Origin of the sequence: Paenibacillus peoriae KCTC 3763 (assembly GCF_000236805.1) — a bacterium.
Classification (GTDB): Bacteria; Bacillota; Bacilli; order Paenibacillales; family Paenibacillaceae; genus Paenibacillus; species Paenibacillus peoriae.
Genome location: NZ_AGFX01000014.1, coordinates 41,430 through 63,880 on the forward strand (window position 1 = coordinate 41,430; position 22,451 = coordinate 63,880).

At 48.3% G+C, this 22,451-nt stretch carries 20 protein-coding genes, 1 rRNA gene and 1 other RNA gene; 19 read left to right on the plus strand and 3 right to left on the minus strand.

Features of this window, described 5'->3' with window-relative positions:
* Positions 1-73: 73 nt before the first annotated feature.
* On the minus strand, positions 74-934 hold the full coding sequence (locus KQI_RS0109715; RefSeq protein ID WP_010346572.1) for a hypothetical protein: 861 nt from the start codon (positions 932-934) through the stop codon (positions 74-76).
* Between the two features lie 128 nt (positions 935-1,062).
* A complete protein-coding gene (locus KQI_RS0109720) occupies positions 1,063-1,956 on the minus strand; it encodes a LysR family transcriptional regulator (protein WP_010346573.1) in 894 nt (297 codons plus the stop codon).
* Between the two features lie 201 nt (positions 1,957-2,157).
* On the opposite strand from KQI_RS0109720, the gene KQI_RS0109725 reads away from it, so the two are divergent.
* Genes KQI_RS0109725 through KQI_RS0109740 form a run of 4 tightly spaced genes read left to right on the plus strand, consistent with a single transcriptional unit; the run spans position 2,158 to position 7,315 of the window.
* Positions 2,158-3,156 (plus strand): ABC transporter ATP-binding protein, encoded by a 999-nt coding sequence (locus KQI_RS0109725; RefSeq protein WP_010346574.1) that lies wholly within the window; start codon positions 2,158-2,160, stop codon positions 3,154-3,156.
* A gap of 19 nt (positions 3,157-3,175) precedes the next feature.
* Entirely contained in the window at positions 3,176-4,246 is a 1,071-nt protein-coding gene (locus tag KQI_RS0109730) for an ABC transporter substrate-binding protein (RefSeq protein WP_010346576.1), read from the plus strand.
* Between the two features lie 4 nt (positions 4,247-4,250).
* Positions 4,251-5,921, plus strand: a complete 1,671-nt coding sequence (locus tag KQI_RS0109735; protein ID WP_010346577.1) for an ABC transporter permease — start codon at positions 4,251-4,253, stop codon at positions 5,919-5,921.
* Positions 5,918-7,315, plus strand: a complete 1,398-nt coding sequence (locus KQI_RS0109740; RefSeq protein WP_029390092.1) for an MBL fold metallo-hydrolase — start codon at positions 5,918-5,920, stop codon at positions 7,313-7,315. Before KQI_RS0109735 ends, KQI_RS0109740 begins: the two co-directional genes overlap by 4 nt.
* Positions 7,316-7,317: 2 nt before the next feature.
* On the opposite strand, the gene KQI_RS0109745 is transcribed toward KQI_RS0109740, so the two are convergent.
* The gene (locus tag KQI_RS0109745) at positions 7,318-8,478 is read right to left on the minus strand and encodes a S8 family peptidase (protein WP_010346580.1); all 1,161 of its coding nucleotides are present in this window, start codon (positions 8,476-8,478) and stop codon (positions 7,318-7,320) included.
* Positions 8,479-8,884: 406 nt separating this feature from the next.
* On the opposite strand from KQI_RS0109745, the gene rpoE reads away from it, so the two are divergent.
* The 15 genes from rpoE to KQI_RS0109820 form a co-directional block, all read left to right on the plus strand.
* Positions 8,885-9,427, plus strand: a complete 543-nt coding sequence (rpoE, locus tag KQI_RS0109755; protein ID WP_029390093.1) for a DNA-directed RNA polymerase subunit delta — start codon at positions 8,885-8,887, stop codon at positions 9,425-9,427.
* Positions 9,428-9,827: 400 nt separating this feature from the next.
* Complete coding sequence (locus KQI_RS0109760) at positions 9,828-11,429, plus strand: CTP synthase (protein ID WP_007428113.1); 1,602 nt, start codon at positions 9,828-9,830, stop codon at positions 11,427-11,429.
* A 215-nt stretch (positions 11,430-11,644) separates the two neighbouring features.
* A complete protein-coding gene (locus tag KQI_RS0109765; RefSeq protein ID WP_010346583.1) occupies positions 11,645-12,013 on the plus strand; it encodes a response regulator in 369 nt (122 codons plus the stop codon).
* Positions 12,014-12,261: 248 nt separating this feature from the next.
* Positions 12,262-13,116, plus strand: a complete 855-nt coding sequence (gene fba, locus KQI_RS0109770) for a class II fructose-1,6-bisphosphate aldolase (RefSeq protein WP_010346584.1) — start codon at positions 12,262-12,264, stop codon at positions 13,114-13,116.
* A 226-nt stretch (positions 13,117-13,342) separates the two neighbouring features.
* Positions 13,343-14,596 (plus strand): UDP-N-acetylglucosamine 1-carboxyvinyltransferase, encoded by a 1,254-nt coding sequence (locus KQI_RS0109775; RefSeq protein WP_010346585.1) that lies wholly within the window; start codon positions 13,343-13,345, stop codon positions 14,594-14,596.
* A 260-nt stretch (positions 14,597-14,856) separates the two neighbouring features.
* Positions 14,857-16,191 (plus strand): transcription termination factor Rho, encoded by a 1,335-nt coding sequence (gene rho, locus KQI_RS0109780; protein WP_010346586.1) that lies wholly within the window; start codon positions 14,857-14,859, stop codon positions 16,189-16,191.
* A 96-nt stretch (positions 16,192-16,287) separates the two neighbouring features.
* Positions 16,288-17,559, plus strand: a complete 1,272-nt coding sequence (locus KQI_RS0109785; protein WP_010346587.1) for a radical SAM family protein — start codon at positions 16,288-16,290, stop codon at positions 17,557-17,559.
* Positions 17,560-17,714: 155 nt separating this feature from the next.
* A complete protein-coding gene (gene rpmE / locus KQI_RS0109790) occupies positions 17,715-17,912 on the plus strand; it encodes a 50S ribosomal protein L31 (RefSeq protein ID WP_010346588.1) in 198 nt (65 codons plus the stop codon).
* Between the two features lie 111 nt (positions 17,913-18,023).
* Positions 18,024-18,290, plus strand: an RNA gene (gene ffs / locus KQI_RS27820) — signal recognition particle sRNA large type.
* Positions 18,291-18,447: 157 nt separating this feature from the next.
* Complete coding sequence (dnaX, locus tag KQI_RS0109795) at positions 18,448-20,202, plus strand: DNA polymerase III subunit gamma/tau (RefSeq protein WP_010346589.1); 1,755 nt, start codon at positions 18,448-18,450, stop codon at positions 20,200-20,202.
* A gap of 35 nt (positions 20,203-20,237) precedes the next feature.
* Positions 20,238-20,549, plus strand: a complete 312-nt coding sequence (locus KQI_RS0109800; RefSeq protein WP_010346590.1) for a YbaB/EbfC family nucleoid-associated protein — start codon at positions 20,238-20,240, stop codon at positions 20,547-20,549.
* 27 nt (positions 20,550-20,576) lie between these two features.
* The gene (recR, locus tag KQI_RS0109805; protein ID WP_007428122.1) at positions 20,577-21,176 is read left to right on the plus strand and encodes a recombination mediator RecR; all 600 of its coding nucleotides are present in this window, start codon (positions 20,577-20,579) and stop codon (positions 21,174-21,176) included.
* A gap of 212 nt (positions 21,177-21,388) precedes the next feature.
* On the plus strand, positions 21,389-21,700 hold the full coding sequence (locus KQI_RS0109810) for a DUF2508 family protein (RefSeq protein ID WP_010346592.1): 312 nt from the start codon (positions 21,389-21,391) through the stop codon (positions 21,698-21,700).
* On the plus strand, positions 21,697-21,972 hold the full coding sequence (locus tag KQI_RS0109815) for a pro-sigmaK processing inhibitor BofA family protein (RefSeq protein WP_010346593.1): 276 nt from the start codon (positions 21,697-21,699) through the stop codon (positions 21,970-21,972). Before KQI_RS0109810 ends, KQI_RS0109815 begins: the two co-directional genes overlap by 4 nt.
* Before the next feature lie 418 nt (positions 21,973-22,390).
* Positions 22,391-22,451: ribosomal RNA gene (locus KQI_RS0109820) — 16S ribosomal RNA — on the plus strand; the annotation flags it as partial.

Genomic DNA, 22,451 nt, shown 5'->3' on the forward strand with positions numbered 1-22,451 from the left:
ATAAAAGGAACCGTCCGTACCATCCTGAACAGGGTGGCACGTGCGGTTCCTTTTTATATGAAAGCGGCTTGGCTTAGTACCGTTCCAGCACCAGATTCGTTTTCAGGGAATCGGCAGGAACCAGCCATCCCTTGGATTGCAGCAAGTTGATCAGCTTGGTGCGGTTGCTGGCGGCAGTGCTGTAGTCCGAGGTTTTAAAAGAAATTTCGATGATGGTATCTGTACCGGACCCGTTCGCACTACGGATAGGCCAGACTTCAACGTCGGTGTCCAGTCCTTGGAAGCTGCCTTCATATTTGCTGACCTGTACAGGACCGCGTACTCTGGAGTCTGCCAGAGTTTTCTTGCCCCAGTTGCTGGATTTCCAGTTTTGCAGCTTGCCCGGAAGATTGTCCAATAGTTGCTTTAACGCCTGATCCGGGGAAGGAAGAGTTAATCCTTTGGAAGCGTTCGTTTTTTTATCATTGGAAAAGCTCAGAGTCTGTTTGCTATAACCCCAATCCACCTCAGCATCATAGTTATCGTCGGATGCGCTAAAACCTTCTTTATTGGCTTGGGTGAGAGCTGCGTCGATATCTCCGTTCGTGACTGTGTACCGCTTCTTGTAGGTTAATTCATAATTCTTTTTATCCTCTTTTTTGCGAAATCTGACGTTCCAGCCCTCGCCGTTCAGTTGAAGCTGATCGGTATCGAAATACTCTACGCTCAATCTTTTCCCCTCATCGTTAATTTGAAACTCATTTACTATGCTGTTTTCCAAAGAGCCATCTGCGTTGAGAACCTGAGCCGTGTCCAGCAGCAGCTTTACCTCATAGCTTGGAGTGGCATTGGCGGCGGCCTGTACAGGCTCGGCTCCCTTCCATCCCGTTACGAGCAGTGCTGCGCTCAGGGTTAAGACCGACAATACTTTTGTAAAACGAAGACCCGTTTTCATTCTATCCTCTCCTCTTTGTCCGAATAGTAGGTACACGCTACACTTTACGGGCTCATTGTCAGTCGCATGTCAAGGGAAAGGGGGACTCCGGTAAAAAAATAACATAATTTCTATATGACAGGTAAGATTTAATCTTGGTTCGATGACAAATATTCAGCGAAGCGGCGAATCAGTGCCGAACGGTGGCGATCTTGGTTGCTGACCATATAGATGTACCTTTCAACACGGTGACCCGGAATGGGCCGGATCACCAGCAGCCCGCGTTCAACCTCCGACTGTACGGCAATGCGGGAGACGAAGGAGACGTGTTCTCCCAGCATGACCGCCTGTTTGATTGCTTCAAGTGAATCCAGCTCCAAATAGGAGGGAAGACGACGTCCGCCATGCTCCAACCATTTGTCGGTCATGTGCCGTGTGCTGGAATCTTTGCCGTGCAGCACGAAGGAGGAAGAAGCGATGCGCTCGGGCGTTAGCCCGACTTCGCTTGCAAGCGGGTGGCCGGGTGCGCAGATGAGTACCAATTCATCCTCGCTCAAGGGCTCCGGCACCAGTGTTGGCGTTTGAAATGGCTCTGCCGAGATGACACCCAGGTCAATTTCGTGGCGAGCGAGCATGTCCTTGATCACCGGAGCAGTTTTCACTGATAAGGAGATGTTAATCCCCGGATGCTCACGGGCAAAACGGTGCAACACAGCAGGAAGCACATAGGTAGCGGGGACGTAGCTTGCTCCAATTCGAATGCTTCCCCGCTGGAGCGTGTCGAATTCGCAGACGACCCTCTCCGCCTCGGCAGCGAGTGCGTTGATCTTGGCGGCATAGTGGAGTAGCGCATGACCGGCATCCGTCAGGATGATCTTGCCCATCCTTGTGTCAAACAGCTTTACACCGAATTCGCGCTCCAGATTTTTCATATGAAAGGTAACGGTTGGTTGTTTCAGACCGAGAAGCTCGGCCACGGTGGTAATTTTATGGTGCTTATCCAGCAGCTCTACAATGTGCAGCTTCAGCAGACTCAAATTCACTTGGGATGCCCCACTTTCTGATTGGTTGGAAACTTATGCTTGCCTCTGGTGCCACGGTATCAATCCCCTCTATATAGATTAAATCTATGAGTATTAACACAATTCATTGAAATAATTAATTTTGTTTTAACTTTCCAATAACACAGGCGGCGAATTCAAGCTTTACACTGGGGTCAGTCAGAAGAACAGGCGGGTAATGCGATGAATCAGGATCTATATATTCACGGATTGAGTAAAACCTTCGGTCATATGACCGCATTGTACGAGACCAATCTGCTGGTACGGCGGGGAAAATTCACAACACTGCTTGGTCCGTCCGGCTGCGGGAAAACAACGCTTCTGCGCATGATCGCCGGGCTGGAGACGCCAGATAGCGGCACGGTCACGTTGGGGGAGGAAATTCTGTTTTCGGCTGAACGTAAAAAGGATGTGCCTGCACATCTTCGTCATTTCGGCATGGTATTTCAGGACTTTGCGCTGTGGCCGCATATGACGGTGTTTGAAAATGTGGCCTTTGGCCTGCGTGCAGGCAAACAGGCAAAATGGTCCGGTCGCGGGCGCGGCAACGAGCTGCGAACAGCTGTCTTGGAGGCGCTCGACAAGGTCAGACTGCCGGGAATGGAGGATCGGTATCCTCACCAGCTGTCTGGTGGTCAGCAGCAGCGGGTCGCTTTTGCCCGCGCCGTTGCCAATCGGCCCCGGCTCGTACTGTTCGATGAGCCGCTCAGTGCATTGGATGCGGTGTTGCGGGAAGAAATGCGCATTGAAATGCTGTCGCTGGTGCGCGATCTGGGTCTGACCGCCTTGTACGTCACCCATGATCAAGTCGAGGCGATGTCGATGTCTGATGAGGTGATCGTCATGAACAACGGGCATATATTACAGACGGGAACGCCGGAGGACATCTATGGTCGTCCATCTCATCCAGAGGTGGCGAGGTTTATCGGTAAATCGAACTGGCTGGAGCCGGAACGGATGCTCTTCCGCCCTGAGCATGTCCGCTGGGAACAGGATCAAGTGGAGCAGCATGCTTTTATAGTAGAGGTTCAGCATGTCAGCTATGTGGGAGATCGATACGAGATTCGTATGCTGGCTGAGAATGGGGAGCTATGGAGCGCTTATCATTCTACCCGCTTGTCCATAGGGGAACGAAAGCAAATTTGGGTATCACCGCAGTACGTCCACCAACTCGAACCATAGGAAAAGGGGTATACACAAGATGATGAACAGACATGTTTTTCGTACAGGTTGGAAAAAAGGCGCAATGCTCGCCTTAACATTGACCTTCGGAATGGCTGTGGCAGGCTGTGGAGCGGCGACACCTTCCAAGGATGGAGCGCAAGCGACAGGGACAGCCGGACAAGCCGGGGCGGCATCCAGTGATCAGAAGCTGGTCGTTTACAGCGCAGGCCCGGATGGGCTGGCGAAAAAGCTGGTAGCAGGATATGAGGCGAAAAGCGGAGTTAAGGTCGAGCTATTCCAGGGAACGACCGGTAAAATTCTGGCTCGGATGGAAGCCGAGAAGACGAATCCGGTAGCAGATGTGGTGGTGCTGGCATCTCTTCCGTCTGTGCAAGGCTTGAAAAAAGATGGACTCACGCTACCTTACCCTGAGGCCCAAAATGCGGATAAACTGAATCCCGACTGGTCTGACAAGGAAGGCAATTATTTCAGTACCAGTGCCTCGGCGTTAGGTATCGCGTACAACACGAACCTGGTGAAGACGCCGCCGACATCATGGGCTGATCTGGCAAAGCCAGAGTATAAGGACCAAGTTAACATTCCGGACCCGTCACTCTCCGGCTCGGCGCTGGATTTTATGACAGGCTATCTGAGCGCCAAGGGCGATGGGGGCTGGACGTTGTTTGAGCAGTACAAAACTAACGGTGTTGCCATGGCAGGCGCGAATCAGGAAGCGCTGGACCCGGTCATTACCGGAGCCAAAAGCATGGTTGCAGCTGCGGTCGATTACATGACCTACAAAGCCAAGGCCAAAGGCGAGCCGATTGACATTGTTTATCCAAAGGAAGGAACAGTGATCAGTCCCCGCCCGGCGGCCATTCTCAAATCAACGCAGCATGAGCAGAATGCCAAGGCATTTATCGACTATCTGCTGTCAGACGAAGCACAGAAGCTGGTAGCGGATGCTTCGCTGCTTCCGGGCCGCACGGATGTCAAAGCCGACAAGCGTGCCAATCTGGATGAGATCCCCTTGCTGGACACCAATTGGGAATGGATGGGCGATAACGGGGCTGACGTGACGGAGAAGTTCACGCAAATATTCAAGTAAGCGGATGGGAGTTTTATCCGTCAAACAGATCCGGGCATGGTGTCTGACGCTCGCCCTGATCGTGCTTGCTCTCCTGATCGTAATGCCGTTGCTGCAAATTTTTATCCAAAGTGTGTATGTGGATGGGACATTTCAATGGACGGCACCTTTTCGGACGTTGGCAGAATCCCGATTTGCGAGTGTTCTATTCAGCTCCATTTGGCTGGGCATCTGCGTTATTGCCGGAACGACTGTGCTTGCACTTCCGTTGGCGTGGATTATGTCCAGCACTCGTCTTGCAAGATGGCGCTGGTTGGACGTAGTGCTGCTGATTCCGTTTATGACCCCACCCTATATCGGGTCTATGGGCTGGATTTTGTTTATGCAGAAAAACGGATATCTGATGCAGCTGCTTCCAGAGCTTCACGTCCTAATGCCGTCTTTTTTCAGCTTTGGCGGCATGGTAATGATCATGAGTCTGCATCTATTTCCGTTCCTGTACCTGCTGCTGCGCGGTGCGCTGATGAGAATCGGCGGCAGCCTGGAAGAAGCGGGTGCTGTGATGGGCGGCAGTTTTTGGTACAGGTTTCGCCGGATCATTTTACCCCTGCTGCTATCGTCTTACGGAATGGGTGTCTTGCTTATTTTCGTCAAAACGATTGCGGAGTTTGGTACCCCCGCCACCTTTGGACGGCGTATCGGATATGAGGTCATGACATCGGAAATCCACAAATATATTTCCAGCTGGCCGATTGACTTCGGCAAGGCGACGTCACTGGCTTCGGTGCTTTTAACGGCCTGTCTGCTGGTCTGGTATGTGCAATCGGTAATCAACCGCAAATACACGTATAGACTGGTTGGGGGCAAGGGTTCTCGTCCTTCCCGTCTTCGTGTGTCGATTTGGGCGACAGGGCTAAGTATTGCTTTTATTCTATTATTGCTTGTTGCGTCTATTGGCATCCCTTATTTCTCGATTATCGCTGCTTCTACCATGAAGCTACGGGGAATCGGACTGGCCTGGGACAACTTTACGCTCGATTATTACAGGGAGTTGCTGTCCTGGGGCTCGGAAAGTATGGAGGCATTGCTGAACAGCGTATTTCTGTCCTTGGGCGCGTCAACGATTGCCGTCCTGCTGGGCACATGGTTTGCGCTTGTCGTGGGTCAATCACGTACTGTGCTCCAGCGGACGGTGGATGCCTTCAGTCTGCTGCCGAACACAGTTCCAGGCATTGTAATGGTCGTCGGTCTTATTTTATGGTGGAACTCGCCATGGATGCCCATTCCGTTGTACAACACTTACGGCATGGTTATCCTGACGTATGTGATCTTGTTTGTGCCTTATACGGTCCAATATGTCAAAAGCGTCTTTACACAGGTAGACACAGCTCTCTTTCAGGCAGGTCAGGTGTTTGGCGGACGTCCATTTTACGTATTCCGCCGGATTGTGTTGCCGCTGATTTTGCCGGGGATGCTGGCAGGGTGGATGATGACCTTCACCATCGCCTCGCGCGAACTGGTGGGTTCACTACTGATTCTGCCGCCATCCGTTCAAACGTCTGCGACCTACATCTTTGCCCAATTTGAACAGGGACAGGTGTCGCTCGGCATGGCGATGGCCGTCATATCAGTCGGATTGACTACCCTGCTGCTGATGGTGATGGAGAGCTTAAACTCGCAGAGAAAGTGGAAATGATAATGACCAAGCTTCGAATTTGGGGCGGAGCTGGCGAACATGGCCGCTCCTGCTATGTTTTTGAAGGAGAGCAGCACCGCATCATGCTGGATTGTGGTGTGAAAAAGGAAGGGATCGGACAATACCCGTTATTCCCGCCTCAGGAGGCACAGAGGCTATCCGTTGTATTGCTGTCCCATGCGCATGAAGATCATTCGATGGCGCTGCCCTTACTCTATAAATACGGATATCGTGGAGAGGTCTGGACGACCAGAGCTACCGCAGAGCAGTTGGGTTCCTATTTTTGCTCCTGGCATTCTTATGTAGCATCGAGAGGCGGACAGCTTCCTTACGATGAACGGGATATAAAAGCTATTACATACCGCTTTCTGGAGGACGATGTGCCGTCAGGTGTATGGCGAGAGGCTTGTCCGGGTGTGCAAATCATGTGGGGGCGCAGTGGGCATTTGGCTGGTGCAGTGTGGTTTGGGGTCGAATTGGAAGGAAAGCGATTATTCTTTTCGGGAGATTACAGCCGAGAATCTGAGCTGCTCGCTGCGGATACGCCAAGTATGGGCACGGGGAACAGTGCACCCCGCAACCCTGTAATGATGCCGGATATCAATCTGGCGGATGTCGCCATAATGGATAATGCCTATGGGATGGATAAGGACCCGCAGCCTGTGAAGCTGGAGCGGCTGCGGGTCGAACTGGAGCAGATATTAGCATCTGAGGGTCATGTGCTACTGCCTGTGCCAGCCTTTGGCCGGGGGCAGGAGCTGACTGTTTGGGCCAGAGAGCAGTTCCCTGGACAGACCCTGATTGTAGAGCCGGACATATGGCAGGGGTTGAGGCGTTTAAGCGGCTGGAGAGAATGGCTGCGTCCGGAAGCTCCTGCGCGAATAGAACAGGTGCTGAATAATGACAGGGTCTTTGTGCCTCGTAATAATGAAGAACGAATGAGACTGCTGGAACAGAACACTGCGGCTATTATCGTAACCGGAGACGGCATGATGAACTCACCACGCGCACGCTGGTACTACCAGTACCTGTCTGATCATCCGAATAAGGGTGATGATACGAACAGTAGAAAAATCAACAATAATGGAGTTATATTGACTGGACATGTTTCAAGGGGATCTTTTGGCAAACATCTGCTAGATTGCACAAATCAGAAGACGGATCAAAAGGATCGCTGCGTCGTTCGGCATTTGATTTACAAAGTGCATCAGGGAGTGGTCGATGTGAGGCACATGTTGAAGCGATTGCCCAGCAAGCAGGTTGTGCTCGTTCATGCGCCGAAGTCGCAGACCGATCTTGTATGTGATGAGCTAATCAGAGAAGGTTGGACCCGACATGAAGGGCCTGTAAAAGCTATTTACTCTCTGGAGCCAGGCGCAACGTTAAAGGTTTAACTTTACTTCGTGCCCTCCTGCATTAATCGGAAGGCGTCCACTTCTCCAAGCTTGCTGGAGATAGAGCTACGGCCATTACTTTTGCGAAGCCGCAGCGGTGTGGCGGTTCGTTTGAGCAGTGCTTTGATTTCTGCAGGTCCCAGTCCCGGTCTCAGGGAGAGGAGCAGTGCAATGCTCCCGGTTACATGGGAAGTAGCCATAGAGGTGCCGCTCATTTCATGATGCCTGCCGTGTATCCAGGAGGAGATGATTTTCTCGCCAGGGGCGTACACATCTACAAACTGTCCCCGATTGCTGAAAGGTGCGATGCGTCTGTATTTGTCGGTAGCTCCGACCGAGATGGTCTGGGAATAGCGGGCAGGATAGTCAATACTGCGGCGCTTGCCCTCATTGCCCGAAGAAGCTACGATCACGATCCCGTTATGATAGGCTTTATTCACCATATCCAGCAGTGCCTTGCTGCGTGACTTCATGCCAAAGCTCATATTGATGATATCGACACGATTTAACACACACCAGTCGATACCGAGAATAATGTCGGAGACATAGGCGGCTCCATTATAGTCAAACGCTTTTACTGGATGAACCAAAGCCCTTGGTGCTACGCCGACCATACCTTCATCATAGTTGGATGCAGCGATGATGCCGGCAATATGGGTGCCGTGACCGTTATCGTCGTAGGGCAACATCGTCCGGTTAAGCAAATTAATGCCTCTGCCTAGAGAATGACGAAGATCGGGATGTTGAAAATCTGCTCCTGTATCGATCACCCCGATTCTGATCCGATTGCCTGTGGAGGAAGGCCAAGCCTTGTATGCACGGACCTGTTTGACCCCCCAAGGCATGGGGAGGTTTTTCTCTGCTTTCGGTTTATGGGCTGTTCCTGCGTGAATCTTCATGCGCGTATCTTCTTCAATGGTAACGCCGTTGTGATATTTGCCCAGCCTGTCCCCCGCTGGAAACGGGGCGATTAGAGCGCGGATCAGGCGGGCCGATTGTACTTGCCTTAATCCCGCAAGCTCAGGTTTCAGCTTCCTGAGATAGGAGAGGCATTCCCGGTATTGATGAGGCTTATCGAACGTAATGATCTGTTTGTGCCGTCCACTGCCGGACGGCTCCGAAATACCCTCATGCAAACGCTGCAAAAAACCCGGATAGTCCATTTGAGACGGTCCCCCTCCGATGAGCCATGCTGAGGTATTGTATGAGTAAGCGTCAATGACTGCATGGGAAACCTGCCCCTTTTTTATGGAAATAGGCCTGCTTGTCGTGTCAAAGTGATAGAGGACACATACGATACATGGAGGGCATAAGCTCTTGTGCAGCAACTTTGGGGGGCAGCCCCTGGAGCGGGTACAGTCGAAGACGGGGGGAACCCCGTCTTTTTACATGTGCTGTCTTGTCCATTGGGGATATTTTTGGAAATTGTGTCGATACCCATGTTTAACTTGCAATTTGCTTCCAAATAGGTTTTACTTAGTTTTGATAATGGATATGTTAGTATTGCATGTATCGTATATGCACTGAAACATGTTCTTGTGAATTACGTGTGAGAGGAAGTGTCCCTAGGTGAGTACCCCACTCAACTTAAAGATTGACCAGGAGAAAGTCCACGAGACCCCGATGGTGGATTTGGCATTTATGGTTTTGAAAGCGGCCAATACTCCATATTATTACCGTGACCTGATGAATGAAGTCGCCAAATTGCGTGGCTTGTCCAACGAGGAAATTAATGACGTTATCGCTCAGCTATATACTGAAATCAACATTGACGGGCGTTTTGCCTGTGTCGGTACGAATCTGTGGGGCTTGAAACGTTGGTATCCGGTGGATAAATCCGAAGATGCTCTGACAGGCGCCAAGCGCCCTCGTATTATTAACGACGAAGACGATGACGACGAAGACGACTATCATGAGGAAGAAGAAACCTACAACTCTGATGACGACTTCGATGCAGATAGTGAGGACGGCGAAGATGAGCTGTTCGACGGTGAAGATGACGATAGTGATGAAGATGTAGTCATAGACGATGAAGATCTCAGTGATGAGGACGATACAGAAGATGAAAATGACGAGGATTCGTTGGATGAAGACGACGACTCGCTTCGTTAGGAGCAAATTGTAAAGGGAGACGTGTTCTCCCTTTTTTCGTGACCGTTTTCTTGAAACCCTCCTGATTAGAAGCTTTCAGGTGGATTCATTCCAATCTTGCGCAAAGGGTAAATTAACACAGATAACTTCCTTGACAGAGGATTGGACACGGGGTAAACTATTGCTTGGGCTTATGATTGATTCACTTATATGTTTGCTTTTTTGTATAAAAGTGCCCCGTACTACGGGAGTGCTTTTTTGTTTTTTATAGGTATGTTTTCACTCATGAAAGAGGGCTAAGGGCGGCGGTGTGGAAAATAAATCCGCTGCCTTCTTCATGGATGATAATCCGTGTAAACGGGTTACGATAACATCATAATGTCGCCTGAATTTTGCATTTTATCTAGGAGGGTTTTGAACAGTGACAAAGTATATTTTTGTGACAGGCGGGGTTGTGTCTTCCTTGGGTAAAGGGATTACGGCAGCTTCACTGGGAAGGCTTTTGAAGAACAGGGGGCTAAAGGTAACGATCCAAAAATTCGATCCTTACCTGAATGTCGATCCGGGTACCATGAGCCCCTACCAGCACGGTGAAGTGTTTGTAACGGATGATGGTGCGGAAACGGATCTTGACTTGGGACACTATGAACGCTTTATTGATATTAATCTGTCCAAGAACAGCAATGTCACAACAGGCAAGGTATATTCCAGCGTAATCAGCAAAGAGCGTCGTGGAGAATATTTGGGCGGTACAGTACAGGTTATCCCTCACATTACGAACGAAATCAAGGAGCGCGTGTACCGTGCAGGCCGCGAAGCGGGTTCGGACGTCATTATTACAGAAATTGGCGGTACTGTGGGCGATATTGAGAGCCTGCCATTTTTGGAAGCCATTCGTCAGCTTAAAAGCGAAGTTGGGCGTGAAAATGTAATGTACATTCACGTAACGCTCATTCCTTATATCAAAGCTGCAGGTGAGGTGAAAACCAAACCAACCCAGCACAGCGTAAAAGAACTGCGCAGCATTGGCATTCAGCCAAATGTCATTGTTTGCCGTACAGAGCATGAACTGTCCTCCGATATGAAGGCCAAAATTGCGCTGTTCTGCGATATCGATGCGAACGCTGTGGTAGAATGCCGCGATGCTTCGACTCTCTATGAGGTTCCGTTGAACCTGCGTGAAGAAGGCTTGGACGAAATCGTCGTTAACCACCTGAAGCTGACAACCCCTGCACCGGATATGACCGAGTGGGAAGGGCTGGTTGACCGAATCAGCAAGCTGGATAAAACAGTTGAGATTGCCATTGTCGGTAAATATGTCGCATTGCATGATGCGTATTTAAGTGTGGTTGAGTCACTCTCCCATGCCGGATTTGATGCCAATGCGGACGTGAAAATCCGCTGGGTAAACGCTGAAGAAGTGACAGACGAGAACGTAGCGGACATGCTGGGCGGCATTGGCGGCATTCTCGTACCGGGCGGCTTCGGCGATCGCGGGATTGAAGGTAAAATCAGCACGATCCGCTATGCCCGTGAGAACAAAATTCCGTTTTTCGGTATTTGTTTGGGTATGCAGGTATCTGTCATTGAGGTTGCCCGTTCCCTGGCTGGTCTTGAAGGAGCTAACAGCTCGGAAATCAACCCGGCTACAGATTACCCTGTTATCGACCTGCTTCCTGATCAAAAGGACATCGAAGATTTGGGCGGTACGATGCGTCTTGGCTTGTATCCGTGCAAACTGGTGGAAGGCTCCCTGGCTGCGGCTTGCTACAACGACGAGCTGGTATACGAAAGACACCGTCACCGGTACGAATTCAATAATGAATATCGTGAAGTTATTGAAAAAGCAGGTCTTCGTATTTCTGGTACTTCACCGGACGGACGTTTGGTGGAAATTGTTGAGCTTCCAGAGCATCCGTGGTTCCTGGCCGTACAATTCCATCCGGAATTTACTTCCCGTCCGAACCGTCCACAGCCTTTGTTCCGTGAATTTGTAAAAGCGGCATTGCAGCTTCAAGGTTAATGCAATAATGGTTTAAAAGGCCTCCTATGGAGGTCTTTTTTCACATCTTGATTCCTGTTTATGAAAGAAAAATTCCACAATTATGTATAAGAGAAGGATTTTCTTTTTGCAGGATCGAATATAGTTTTAGGTATGGGACGGATATTGTACGTCATCGGACGCTGTATGGCAATAGCTGAATGATCCACGTTTTAAGATCTTAGGAGGTTAAAACATTGGAAAAGAAAAAAGTATTAATCGTCGATGACCAGAATGGAATACGAATTTTACTGATGGAAGTGTTCGGAAGTGAGGGTTATGAGACCTTTCAAGCAGCGAACGGAAAAATTGCACTTGAAATTGTTGAAAAGGAACCGCCTGATCTGGTTCTGCTGGATATGAAAATTCCGGGTATGGACGGACTCGAAATCTTGAAGCATTTAAAGGCCATGAATCCCGATATCAAGGTTATTATGATGACAGCGTATGGTGAACTGGACATGATTAAAGAGGCGACGGAGCTAGGTGCGCTTATGCATTTTACCAAGCCATTTGATATTGATGAAATGCGGATTGCTGTGAACAAACAACTCAGGGGTGACTAGATCAGTTACTTTGGTTGAGAACTCTGTTAGCCAAACAGGGTTTTTTGTTTGTGTTTATGGGAAATACTGAAAGTAAATCCTCTCCTTATACAATTCTATGAAAATGCGGCGTCCTGAGCGTGATTTTTGTATGTGTTGATATGCAAAAGCTTGTTTAGTATTTAACTTGGGTTGTGGTATAATAAGCCCGTATGTGATGTCGGCTAAAAAGATAGACAAACCCAAACACCTTTAGGAGGACTGTAACCATGCCATTGGTATCTATGAAAGACATGTTGAACAAAGCACTCGAAGGAAAATATGCAGTAGGTCAATACAACATTAACAACCTGGAGTGGACTCAAGCTATTCTGGGCGCTGCTGAAGAAGAAAAATCCCCTGTAATCCTGGGCGTTTCTGAAGGCGCAGCTCGTCATATGGGCGGTTTCTACACTGTTGTTAAAATGGTTGAAGGACTTATTCATGACATGAAAATTACGGTTCCAGTTGCAATCCACTTGGACCATGGTTCCAGCTTTGAAAAATGTAAAGAAGCTATCGATGCTGGCTTCACATCTGTTATGATTGACGATTCCCATAGCCCAATTGAAAAAAATATCGAAACAACGAAGAAAGTTGTTGAATATGCACATTCCAAAGGCGTTTCCGTTGAAGCTGAAGTTGGAATGGTTGGCGGTCAAGAGGATGATGTTGTAGGTGACGTAATGTACGCTAAGCTGGACGATTGTGTACGTATCGTTAACGAAACAGGCATCGATACACTGGCTCCTGCACTGGGTTCCGTTCATGGACCATACAAAGGCGAGCCAAACCTGGGCTTTAAAGAAATGGAAGAAATCCGCAATGCTGTGAAACTGCCGCTCGTTCTTCATGGTGGAACAGGTATCCCTACACATGATATTAAAAAATCCATTTCCTTGGGTACTTCCAAAATCAACGTAAACACTGAAAACCAAATCGCATTTGCGAAAGTGGTTCGTGAAGTGCTTGCTGCGAAACCAGATGCTTACGATCCACGTACATTCATCGCTCCAGGCCGTGAAGCAATCAAACAAACGGTTATCGGTAAAATTCGCGAGTTCGGCTCCAACAACAAAGCGTAATAACTTAGTGAACTGATCGTGCTTTTGCACGAACCAGATCCATTTTTGGGTTGTAGATGTAGTTCTGCTGCACAAAATACTTAATTTTATATAGTTGAATAGTTTGATATGGAAAGCACACCGCTTAGCCGGTGTCTTTCCATTTTCACCACTAAAAAGTTGAAGTTTCGTTGTTTTAGTTCTTGGTTTGACCGACTGCAAAACACGTAGGGGGACCCTCAAGCTTATGGAAAAATTGATGATCACCGGTGGACGACCGCTTCAAGGTACAGTTTCCATCAGCGGTGCCAAAAACAGTGCCATCGCCTTGATTCCCGCCGCCATTCTGGCAGAGTCGGAAGTCATTTTGGACAATTTGCCGCTGCTCAGCGATGTGGCGGTGTATTCCGAAATATTAGAGGAACTTGGTGCAACAGTTGCCTGGGAAGGCAGCCAGATGAAAATTGATCCGTCCTCTATTAAATCCATTCCCATGCCGAATGGACCGGTTAAGAAATTACGAGCTTCCTACTATATGATGGGAGCCATGCTGGGCAGATTCAAGGAAGCGATTATCGGTTTGCCAGGAGGGTGTAATTTTGAACCCCGGCCCATTGATCAGCATATCAAAGGTTTTGAAGCGCTAGGTGCTACGGTGGCGAACGAGCACGGTGCTATTCATTTGCATGCCAAAGAGCTGCGTGGTAACAAAATTTATTTGGATGTCAGCAGCGTGGGAGCTACGATTAACATCATGCTGGCGGCCGCACGTGCCAAAGGCGCCACAATTATTGAAAATGCGGCTAAAGAGCCTGAGATTATAGATGTAGCAACTCTGTTAAACTCCATGGGGGCCATTATTAAGGGCGCCGGTACGGAAACGATCCGTATTGAAGGCGTATCTGAGCTACATGGCTGTCGCCACTCCATCATACCTGACCGCATACAAGCGGGCACATATATGATTGCTGCTGCGGCTACCCGTGGCAATGTATTGATCGACAACGTAATTCCCAAGCATATGGAGGCCCTTACTGCTAAAATGCAGGAAATGGGTATAGGTATCGAGGAATATGACGAAAGTATTCGTGTACTCGGTACGCCTCGTTATGAGCATGTCGACGTTAAAGCCTTGGTTTACCCAGGATTCGCCACGGATTTGCAATCTCCTATGACCAGCCTGCTTACTCAGGCGCAGGGTGTTAGTGTATTAAGCGATTTTGTGTACAGCAATCGTTTCAAGCACGTCCCAGAGCTGGTGCGAATGGGAGCCAAGATCCGCGTAGAGGGGCGGTCAGCCATCATTGAGGGCGGCCGTTTGAATGCGGCGAAAGTCAAAGCGGCTGATCTGCGAGCTGGTGCAGCGCTTGTCATCGCTGGACTTACAGTGAGTGAAGGTGTAACCGAAGTGACAGGTGTCGAATATATTGACCGTGGTTATGATCACCTTGTCTCCAATCTGCGTCATTTGGGCGCGGACGTATGGCGGCAGACAGAATAATTTAAACATATTAACATTTTGAACTCCAAAATGGTTGAACAATAGAATGGGTAAGCTCTGTGCAGCCGCTGCTTGATACAAGATTGTGGTTCATACGTAACAATCTTTTATCGGAAAACCGGAATAATTCGGTATAATTCAGGCAGACGGCTGCATAACTTTATTTGTTTTGGTTAAAATTATGTTAGTGGTGTTTATGATATCATTGTCTATCATTTAGATGTATGAATGGACTTAATAATTGAATAGGTGGTTATTATATGGATCTGCAAATTTCCGATCTGGAAGAAATGAAGCTGACCGACCTGTACAAGCTGGCCAAGCAATACCAGATCCCGTACTACGGAACGCTCAAGAAGAAAGAATTAATTTTTGCCATCCTGCGTGCGCAAGCTGAGAAGAGCGGATTGATGTTTATGCAGGGGGTTCTGGAAATACTTCCTGAAGGTTATGGCTTTCTGAGGCCGATCAACTATCTCCCGAGTACTGAAGATATTTACATCTCTGCTTCACAAATCCGCAAGTTTGACTTAAGAACAGGTGACCTTGTATCCGGTAAATGCCGAACGCCAAAAGAAAATGAACGATATTTTGGATTGCTTCAAGTTAACGCAGTCAATGGAAGAAGTCCTGAGCAAGCTGCTGAGAGGCTACATTTTCCTGCACTGACTCCACTGTATCCGCAAACCAAATTAGTCCTTGAAACTTCCCCCAACCATTTGTCTACGAGAATTATGGATGTACTGGCCCCTGTCGGACTTGGACAGCGCGGACTTATTGTAGCACCTCCCAAAGCTGGGAAGACGCTTCTCCTCAAAGAAATTGCCAATAGCATTTCTACCAACAATCCCGAGATTGAGCTTTTTGTCTTGTTGATTGATGAACGCCCTGAAGAAGTGACCGATATGCAGCGTTCTGTTAAAGGTGAAGTTGTAGCTTCTACATTTGATGAGCTTCCTGAAAATCACATCAAAGTGGCAGAACTGGTATTGGAGCGTGCGCTGCGTCTCGTGGAGCATAAAAAGGATGTTGTTATCCTGCTGGACAGTATTACACGTCTGGCTCGCGCGTACAACCTCGTTATTCCTCCATCCGGTCGTACTTTGAGTGGTGGTATTGATCCGGCGGCATTTCATCGTCCGAAGCGTTTTTTTGGCGCGGCACGGAACGTGGAGGAAGGCGGCAGTTTGACAATCCTTGCTACAGCGTTGATTGATACAGGATCACGCATGGATGATATCATCTATGAAGAGTTCAAGGGTACTGGCAACATGGAGCTTCATTTGGACCGCAAACTGGCAGAACGTCGTATCTTCCCTGCTATTGATATCCGCCGTTCCGGCACACGTCGTGAGGAAGTGCTGTTGAACAAGGAAGAACTGGATACCATTTGGGCTATCCGTAAAAATATGACGGAAAGCCATGATTTTGTGGAAGGCTTCCTCAAAAAGCTGCGCAACAGCAAAAATAACGCCGAATTTTTGGCTTCGTTTGATTTGACGACACCTTCTGGTGGATCGCCAAGCAGCTCGGGCGGTCAACAACGAAGAACCACGCGTTCTACCACAGCGTCGGTTCCGGCCTCGACCAACTAAACCCAATTCATGTATTTTATCTGTTCCGCAAGATCGTGGCCGTTACAGTTCAATCTGTTAATGGTGTGTTATTTGCGGAGCGAAAGGAGTTCCATAATGTATTTGGTGTATGCCGACGAAAAAGGCAATGTATATGATCATGCTTCTTTGTATGGGCTTGCCCGCAGTGCAGACATGATTGTTGAAATCATGGAGGATGAGCTTATTCCGCTGCCGGAAGGAGCTACGCTGGTAGGTTTGCCCAACACCCGCCCGGTCGGTATGAACCCTGAAACTGGGGAAATGGTTTCTCTTCCTGGAGATATGCAGGCGGTAGGGGCATTGTTGCCGCAAGGTTTCACGCGTTTGTGTCTGCCGGGGTATGTGAAAACTGATAAAGAATATAAGCTTCCCTTGTTCGGTTATTCTGCCGTAGTCTGGAAGGATGGAGCATTTTATGTAACCGCAGAGCAGAGTGACAGTCCGTCCAAATGGAATCCTGAAAACTGTGACCGTCATCAGGTCAAGCTGGGGGTTCAGCGGATGACGGAGCAATATCCGGAAAACCGACTCTACGAACATTTGTCCAACTGTGCGTTAGGCTACGAATGTCTTACTTCCTCGAACACATTCCTGAATCGCTGGGAAGGAGGTGTTCCAGTATCTTATTCTTGTAATGCCGGTTGCTTTGGCTGTATATCTGAACAGCCGGATGACAGTGGCTTTGTGTCTCCGCAAACAAGAATGAATTTCCGCCCCCGTGTCGAAGAAATTGTAGAGGTCATGCTGGAACACTTGAAAACACCGGAGTCCATTATCAGTTTTGGACAAGGCTGCGAAGGTGAGCCTTCCACTCAAGCCAAACTGATTATTGATGCAATCAAAGACGTGCGTTCCGTTACCGATATGGGATATATCAATATCAATACGAATGCGGGCTTGAACGATCATATCCGGGGCATCGTAGATGCAGGTCTTGATCTGATGCGGGTCAGCACCATTAGTGCGCTGGACGATCATTACAATGCTTATTACAAACCTAGGGGCTATACGTTAGCCAATGTAGAAAAATCACTCCGATATGCCTCCGAGCAGGGTGTATATACGTCGATTAACTATCTGATATTCCCTGGTGTAACTGACCGGGAGGAAGAAATTGAGGCGATGATCGAGTTCGCCAAACGTACTAAGCTCAAGCTGATTCAGATGCGTAATCTGAATATTGACCCTGAGAGCTATTTGGAGTTGATCCCACCTGCTCAAGGAGACATACTTGGCATGAAGCAAATGCTTGAGATTTACCGGGAAGAGCTGCCTGATGTCGTTATCGGGTCTTATACTCATGTACCGCCACCGGGACAGGCACGTCCCAAATTTGCCAGAGCCTAAAACGCTCAATAATAACCCGAAATACACCTGTTTTACGTCGGTTTGGGTGCGCAAAACAGGTATTGAAACACTTATATTCAAGTGCTATAATTTGAACATGTGTTCATACAACTCTGGACTGATAGGACGTTCAGGGCGGAAAGAGGTGAAAGTTAATGCAACAAGCTATTCAACCGAAGTATAACGTAACTAGTGTTACTTGCGCTTGCGGGAATACGTTTGAGACTGGTTCAGTTAAAGAATCTCTGCGTGTAGAGATTTGTTCCGCTTGCCACCCGTTCTTCACAGGTAAGCAGAAGTTTATTGATGCTGGTGGACGCGTGGATCGTTTCAAAAAGAAATACGGTATCTAATAAGTTGCCGCAAGTTATAAAGTTATTAGAGCCTTCTGCAATTGCAGGAGGCTCTTTTTGTCGGTATTTGCTATTTGCTTTTTGTACAGCCATGAGATATACTTATTTTCACCGTGCTAGATGGGGAGGTAGCGGTGCCCTGTAACTCGCAATCCGCTATAGCGAGGTTGAATTCCTGTTAGAGGTGTTGTTGATGTGAGGCTGGTCCCTGCGCACAATGTTGACGGTTGGGTCCTCCGCAATGAGTACTTGTGAATCTGGTCAGGTCCGGAAGGAAGCAGCCATAAGCAAGTCCACTCTTGTGCCGGAGGGTTGCCTAGCCCGAGTTGTTGTTCAGGGTTGCCGCTCGGATCACAACGATCAATAACAGGTGCACGGTTTATATCTGGAATCAGAACATCTTGGCAGTCCATGCGAAGGTGTTTTTTTGTGTTTATAAATTGGAAGGTGTCCGGTTTAGATTCGGACGGGAGTATAGTATAATGAAGTGACTGTGTATGGTCATGAAAGTGAATGGGAAAGAGGGTAACGCGCATTGGAACATATAGCGTTGTACCGTGCTTGGCGGCCTCAGGCCTTCAAAGACATGGTAGGACAACAGCATATTATCCAGACATTGCAGAACGCCATTCGTGAAAATCGCACGTCCCATGCTTACCTGTTCAGTGGTCCGCGAGGGACGGGGAAGACAAGTGCGGCCAAAATTTTGGCCAAGGCAATCAACTGTGAACATGGACCTGCGCCGGAACCTTGCAACGAATGCGAAGCCTGCAAACGGATCACGGCCGGGGCAGTTATGGATGTACAGGAAATTGATGCAGCCTCCAACCGGGGCGTTGAAGAGATTCGCGATTTGCGCGATAAAGTCAAATATGCGCCGACAGAAGTGCGGCACAAGGTTTATATCATTGATGAGGTGCACATGCTGACGACGGAAGCGTTCAATGCGCTGCTGAAGACGCTGGAAGAGCCGCCGCCACATGTCATGTTCATATTGGCTACGACAGAACCACATCGGATCCCGGCGACGATTATTTCACGCTGCCAGCGTTTTGACTTCCGGCGGGTATCGCTGGAAGAGCAGACAGAACGGCTTGACCTGATATGTCGACAGGAGAACATACAGGCTGATGCGGATGCATTGCAGTACATTGCGCGTCTTTCAGATGGCGGGATGCGGGATGCGGTTAGCGTTTTGGATCAGATATCCTCGTTTACAGACGGACCGGTTACTTATCAGCAGGTGCTGGATATGACGGGAGGCATTGCGTCCGAGCAATTCGGCAAGCTTGCGTTGGCGTTGTTGAAAGAAGACGTGGGCATGGTGCTTCAAATGATCGAGAACTTTATGCAGGAAGGCAAAAGTGCGGATAAGTGCATGGAGAATCTCCTGTACTATTTCCGGGATTTGCTTATGATCAAGATGGTGCCACAGGCGACTAAAATGACAGAGCGAGTCCTGGATTCGGAGCAGTTCAGGGAAGTAGCAGATGCTTTTACCAAGGAGCAACTCTTTGCGATGATCGACACCCTTAATCGTTATCAGAGCGAGATGAAATATGCTGTTCAGCCGCAAACTTTGTTTGAGGTAGCTTTATTGAAGCTGTGCAGTATTCCCGGGGAAGCGGGAGCTGTCGCTCAGCCGACAGCACAGCGATCTAGCGCTGTTGCCGCTGATCAGGGAGATGTAGCAGCGTTGAAGCGCCAGCTTGCTGAACTGGAAAAGAAGCTGGAACGCGCGTTGCAAGGTGGATTAGCCGCCGGGGCGGGCCAGGAGGCAACATCGGGTGGTCGTCAGGCTTCCGGTGGTCGTGCTCCTGCTCCGCGAATTTCTGCTCCAGCCAAGCTCCCCCCTCAGCTGGATCGTTATATCGCCGAGAAGTCGAGCGAAGCATTTGCAGCAACAGGGCGTAAGTGGAGTCAGATTTTGCAGGGAGTCAAAGAGGCAAAGGTCACGGTTCATGCATGGTTTATGGACGGTGAGCCGGTTTCTGTGTTAGAGGACAGCGTGCTGGTAGCCTTTAAAAACAATATTCATCGTGAAACTACCGAAAAGCCTGCGAATAAGCAGGTTATTGAGAAGGTTCTGCATGAACAGTTGGGTCATCCATATCGTCTGGTGACGATGATGCAAAAGGATTGGAGTACTGCGATTGAAGGAGTTTCCGACCAGCCTGCCGAAGAATTCCAACTGGAGCCGGAGCAAGATGCGCCGGGAAAGTCCAAAGAACCCTGGATTGATGAAGCAATTCAGCTTTTCGGGGAAGATTTGGTAGTTATTAAAGATTAAATCAAAGTTATACTTCATTAAAGGAGATGATTGAAATGAATAATATGAACCAAATGATGAAGCAAGTGAAAAAAATGCAGGAGCAAATGCTAAAAGCCCAAGAGGAGCTTGGTGAAAAAGTAATCGAAGGCAGTTCCGGCGGCGGTGTCGTGACTGTAGAGGTAAATGGTCATAAAAAAGTGCTGTCCATCACGATCAAACCAGAGGCTGTAGATCCTGATGATGTAGAAATGCTGCAAGATCTCGTGCTGACTGCGGTTAATGATGCTTTGTCCAAAGCAGACGAACTGGCTAATAATGATATGGGCAAATTTACAGGCGGTATGAAAATTCCGGGCTTGTTCTAGTCTGCCGCAAAAAGGAGAAACACACTATTGTATTATCCGGAGCCGATCGCAAAGCTGATTGATGCTTTTACACGCCTGCCGGGAGTGGGGCCCAAAACGGCTGCCCGGTTGGCTTTTCACGTACTGAAGATGAAGGAAGATGATGTGATTGATTTTGCCAAAGCGCTGGTCAATGTGAAACGTAATCTTCACTTCTGTTCAGTCTGCGGCAATATTACGGACACCGACCCTTGTCGGATTTGTCAGGATAAGACGAGGGATGCTTCCGTCATTTGTGTTGTTCAGGATTCCAAGGATTTGGTAGCCATGGAACGCACCAAAGAATTTGATGGTCTTTACCATGTGCTTCACGGCGCGATTTCTCCTATGGAGGGAATTGGTCCTGAAGATATCAAGCTTAAGGAATTACTGAATAGGCTCAGTGATGAACGCGTCAAGGAGCTGATTTTGGCGACGAATCCGAACATTGAAGGAGAGGCCACAGCCATGTACATTTCGCGGCTGGTGCGTCCTTTTGAGATCAGGGTTACTCGTATTGCTCACGGATTGCCGGTAGGTGGAGATTTGGAATATGCCGATGAGGTTACCTTGTCCAAAGCGCTGGAAGGCCGCAGAGAGCTTAATTAGCAGGTGTATTTATACGTTATAGATATGAGTGCTGAATGTCCTATGGACATTCTGAACACGTTTGGGGGAGCCGCTTTGGCTCCTTTTTGCTTGTAATGATAACCGTGAGTATGAATCGTTCCCGGTTCTAAGTTTGTCCTCTGCTCAATAAGTATGAATAAGGAAGACTTGCAGACTGTAAACACAATTCAGCTTGTGAGGAGGATGAATGGATGTGGGAACGGATGAAGCGAAATTTTCGTCGGCAGGAGCACAACAAATCAGAAGCGGAGAGTCGGCAGGAATTATTTGCCCAGATTAGAACTTCGCATGCGGAATGGCTAAGAGCACATCGTTTGTTTCATGAAGCTACTGGTAAGGATGAGATCGATTATGCCATTTTTGTTCTGGAAGCCGCGGAGCGTAAATATCAAATCCACTTAAAAAGTGCCAAGCAGCAAGGCTTACATCGTTTTCACCTACCTGCAGATGAACCGGGGTATGTTCATGATCCAGATCGTGAACATAAACGGAGAGCAGAATGAGAGGGGCGGTCTGGCTTGTTCTGATTGCCTGTGTCGTGGTACTGACATATCTGATTCTTAAAAAAAATCTGGGTATCGGTTGGCTAGCGGTGTTCGGGGCGCATATGGCTTTGGCGGCAATCGCGCTGTATATTATCAATTATTCAGGGTGGACCACGCAGGTGTATATTCCGATTAATCCGGTAACAATGGGGACAGTAACGATATTAGGCTTGCCCGGAATTGCGCTCCTATTGGGATTGAAAATGATGTTATTCGGACAGGTTGTATGAAAGCCCTATATATGGAAAGACATTAATTTTAAAATATAGTTGACGGCAAATTCGATTATGTGATACATTAATTCTCGGCTCTTGAAGCCCGGGAATTTTTTTGTGAGAACAACGCTTGGATGAAATTAAAAAAGATTTTAAAAAAGTATTGACTTAAATCCCGAATATGTGTTATATTAATCAAGTCGCCGCTGAGACGCGGTGGTGAAACGAAGTAAGGAAAAAGCAAGATATTATGCGAGTTTGATCTTTGAAAACTGAACAACGAGTGAGTATGGATTTTGCTTGCAAAATCCAACGCTGAGATTTTGGTACATGCCTTCAGGTTGTATGAAATCAAAGCAAACAATGAGATATTTTATCTCGTCAGTTTCAAAATGAGCTAATCGCTCTTTCTATAACCAACCTTGGTTGGTCTTTATTGGAGAGTTTGATCCTGGCTCAGGACGAACGCTGGCGGCGTGCCTAATACATGCAAG

What these genes read in the sequence shown, in the direction of transcription:
- rho (WP_010346586.1), top strand. Translation starts at nt 14,857, where the DNA reads ATGGATCTGCAAATTTCCGATCTGGAAGAAATGAAGCTGACCGACCTG.
- KQI_RS0109715 (WP_010346572.1), bottom strand. Translation starts at nt 934, where the DNA reads ATGAAAACGGGTCTTCGTTTTACAAAAGTATTGTCGGTCTTAACCCTG.
- KQI_RS0109725 (WP_010346574.1), top strand. Translation starts at nt 2,158, where the DNA reads ATGAATCAGGATCTATATATTCACGGATTGAGTAAAACCTTCGGTCAT.
- KQI_RS0109815 (WP_010346593.1), top strand. Translation starts at nt 21,697, where the DNA reads ATGAGAGGGGCGGTCTGGCTTGTTCTGATTGCCTGTGTCGTGGTACTG.
- KQI_RS0109775 (WP_010346585.1), top strand. Translation starts at nt 13,343, where the DNA reads ATGGAAAAATTGATGATCACCGGTGGACGACCGCTTCAAGGTACAGTT.
- KQI_RS0109735 (WP_010346577.1), top strand. Translation starts at nt 4,251, where the DNA reads ATGGGAGTTTTATCCGTCAAACAGATCCGGGCATGGTGTCTGACGCTC.
- rpmE (WP_010346588.1), top strand. Translation starts at nt 17,715, where the DNA reads ATGCAACAAGCTATTCAACCGAAGTATAACGTAACTAGTGTTACTTGC.
- KQI_RS0109740 (WP_029390092.1), top strand. Translation starts at nt 5,918, where the DNA reads ATGATAATGACCAAGCTTCGAATTTGGGGCGGAGCTGGCGAACATGGC.
- KQI_RS0109745 (WP_010346580.1), bottom strand. Translation starts at nt 8,478, where the DNA reads ATGGACTATCCGGGTTTTTTGCAGCGTTTGCATGAGGGTATTTCGGAG.
- KQI_RS0109785 (WP_010346587.1), top strand. Translation starts at nt 16,288, where the DNA reads ATGTATTTGGTGTATGCCGACGAAAAAGGCAATGTATATGATCATGCT.
- KQI_RS0109730 (WP_010346576.1), top strand. Translation starts at nt 3,176, where the DNA reads ATGATGAACAGACATGTTTTTCGTACAGGTTGGAAAAAAGGCGCAATG.
- KQI_RS0109800 (WP_010346590.1), top strand. Translation starts at nt 20,238, where the DNA reads ATGAATAATATGAACCAAATGATGAAGCAAGTGAAAAAAATGCAGGAG.
- KQI_RS0109810 (WP_010346592.1), top strand. Translation starts at nt 21,389, where the DNA reads ATGTGGGAACGGATGAAGCGAAATTTTCGTCGGCAGGAGCACAACAAA.
- fba (WP_010346584.1), top strand. Translation starts at nt 12,262, where the DNA reads ATGCCATTGGTATCTATGAAAGACATGTTGAACAAAGCACTCGAAGGA.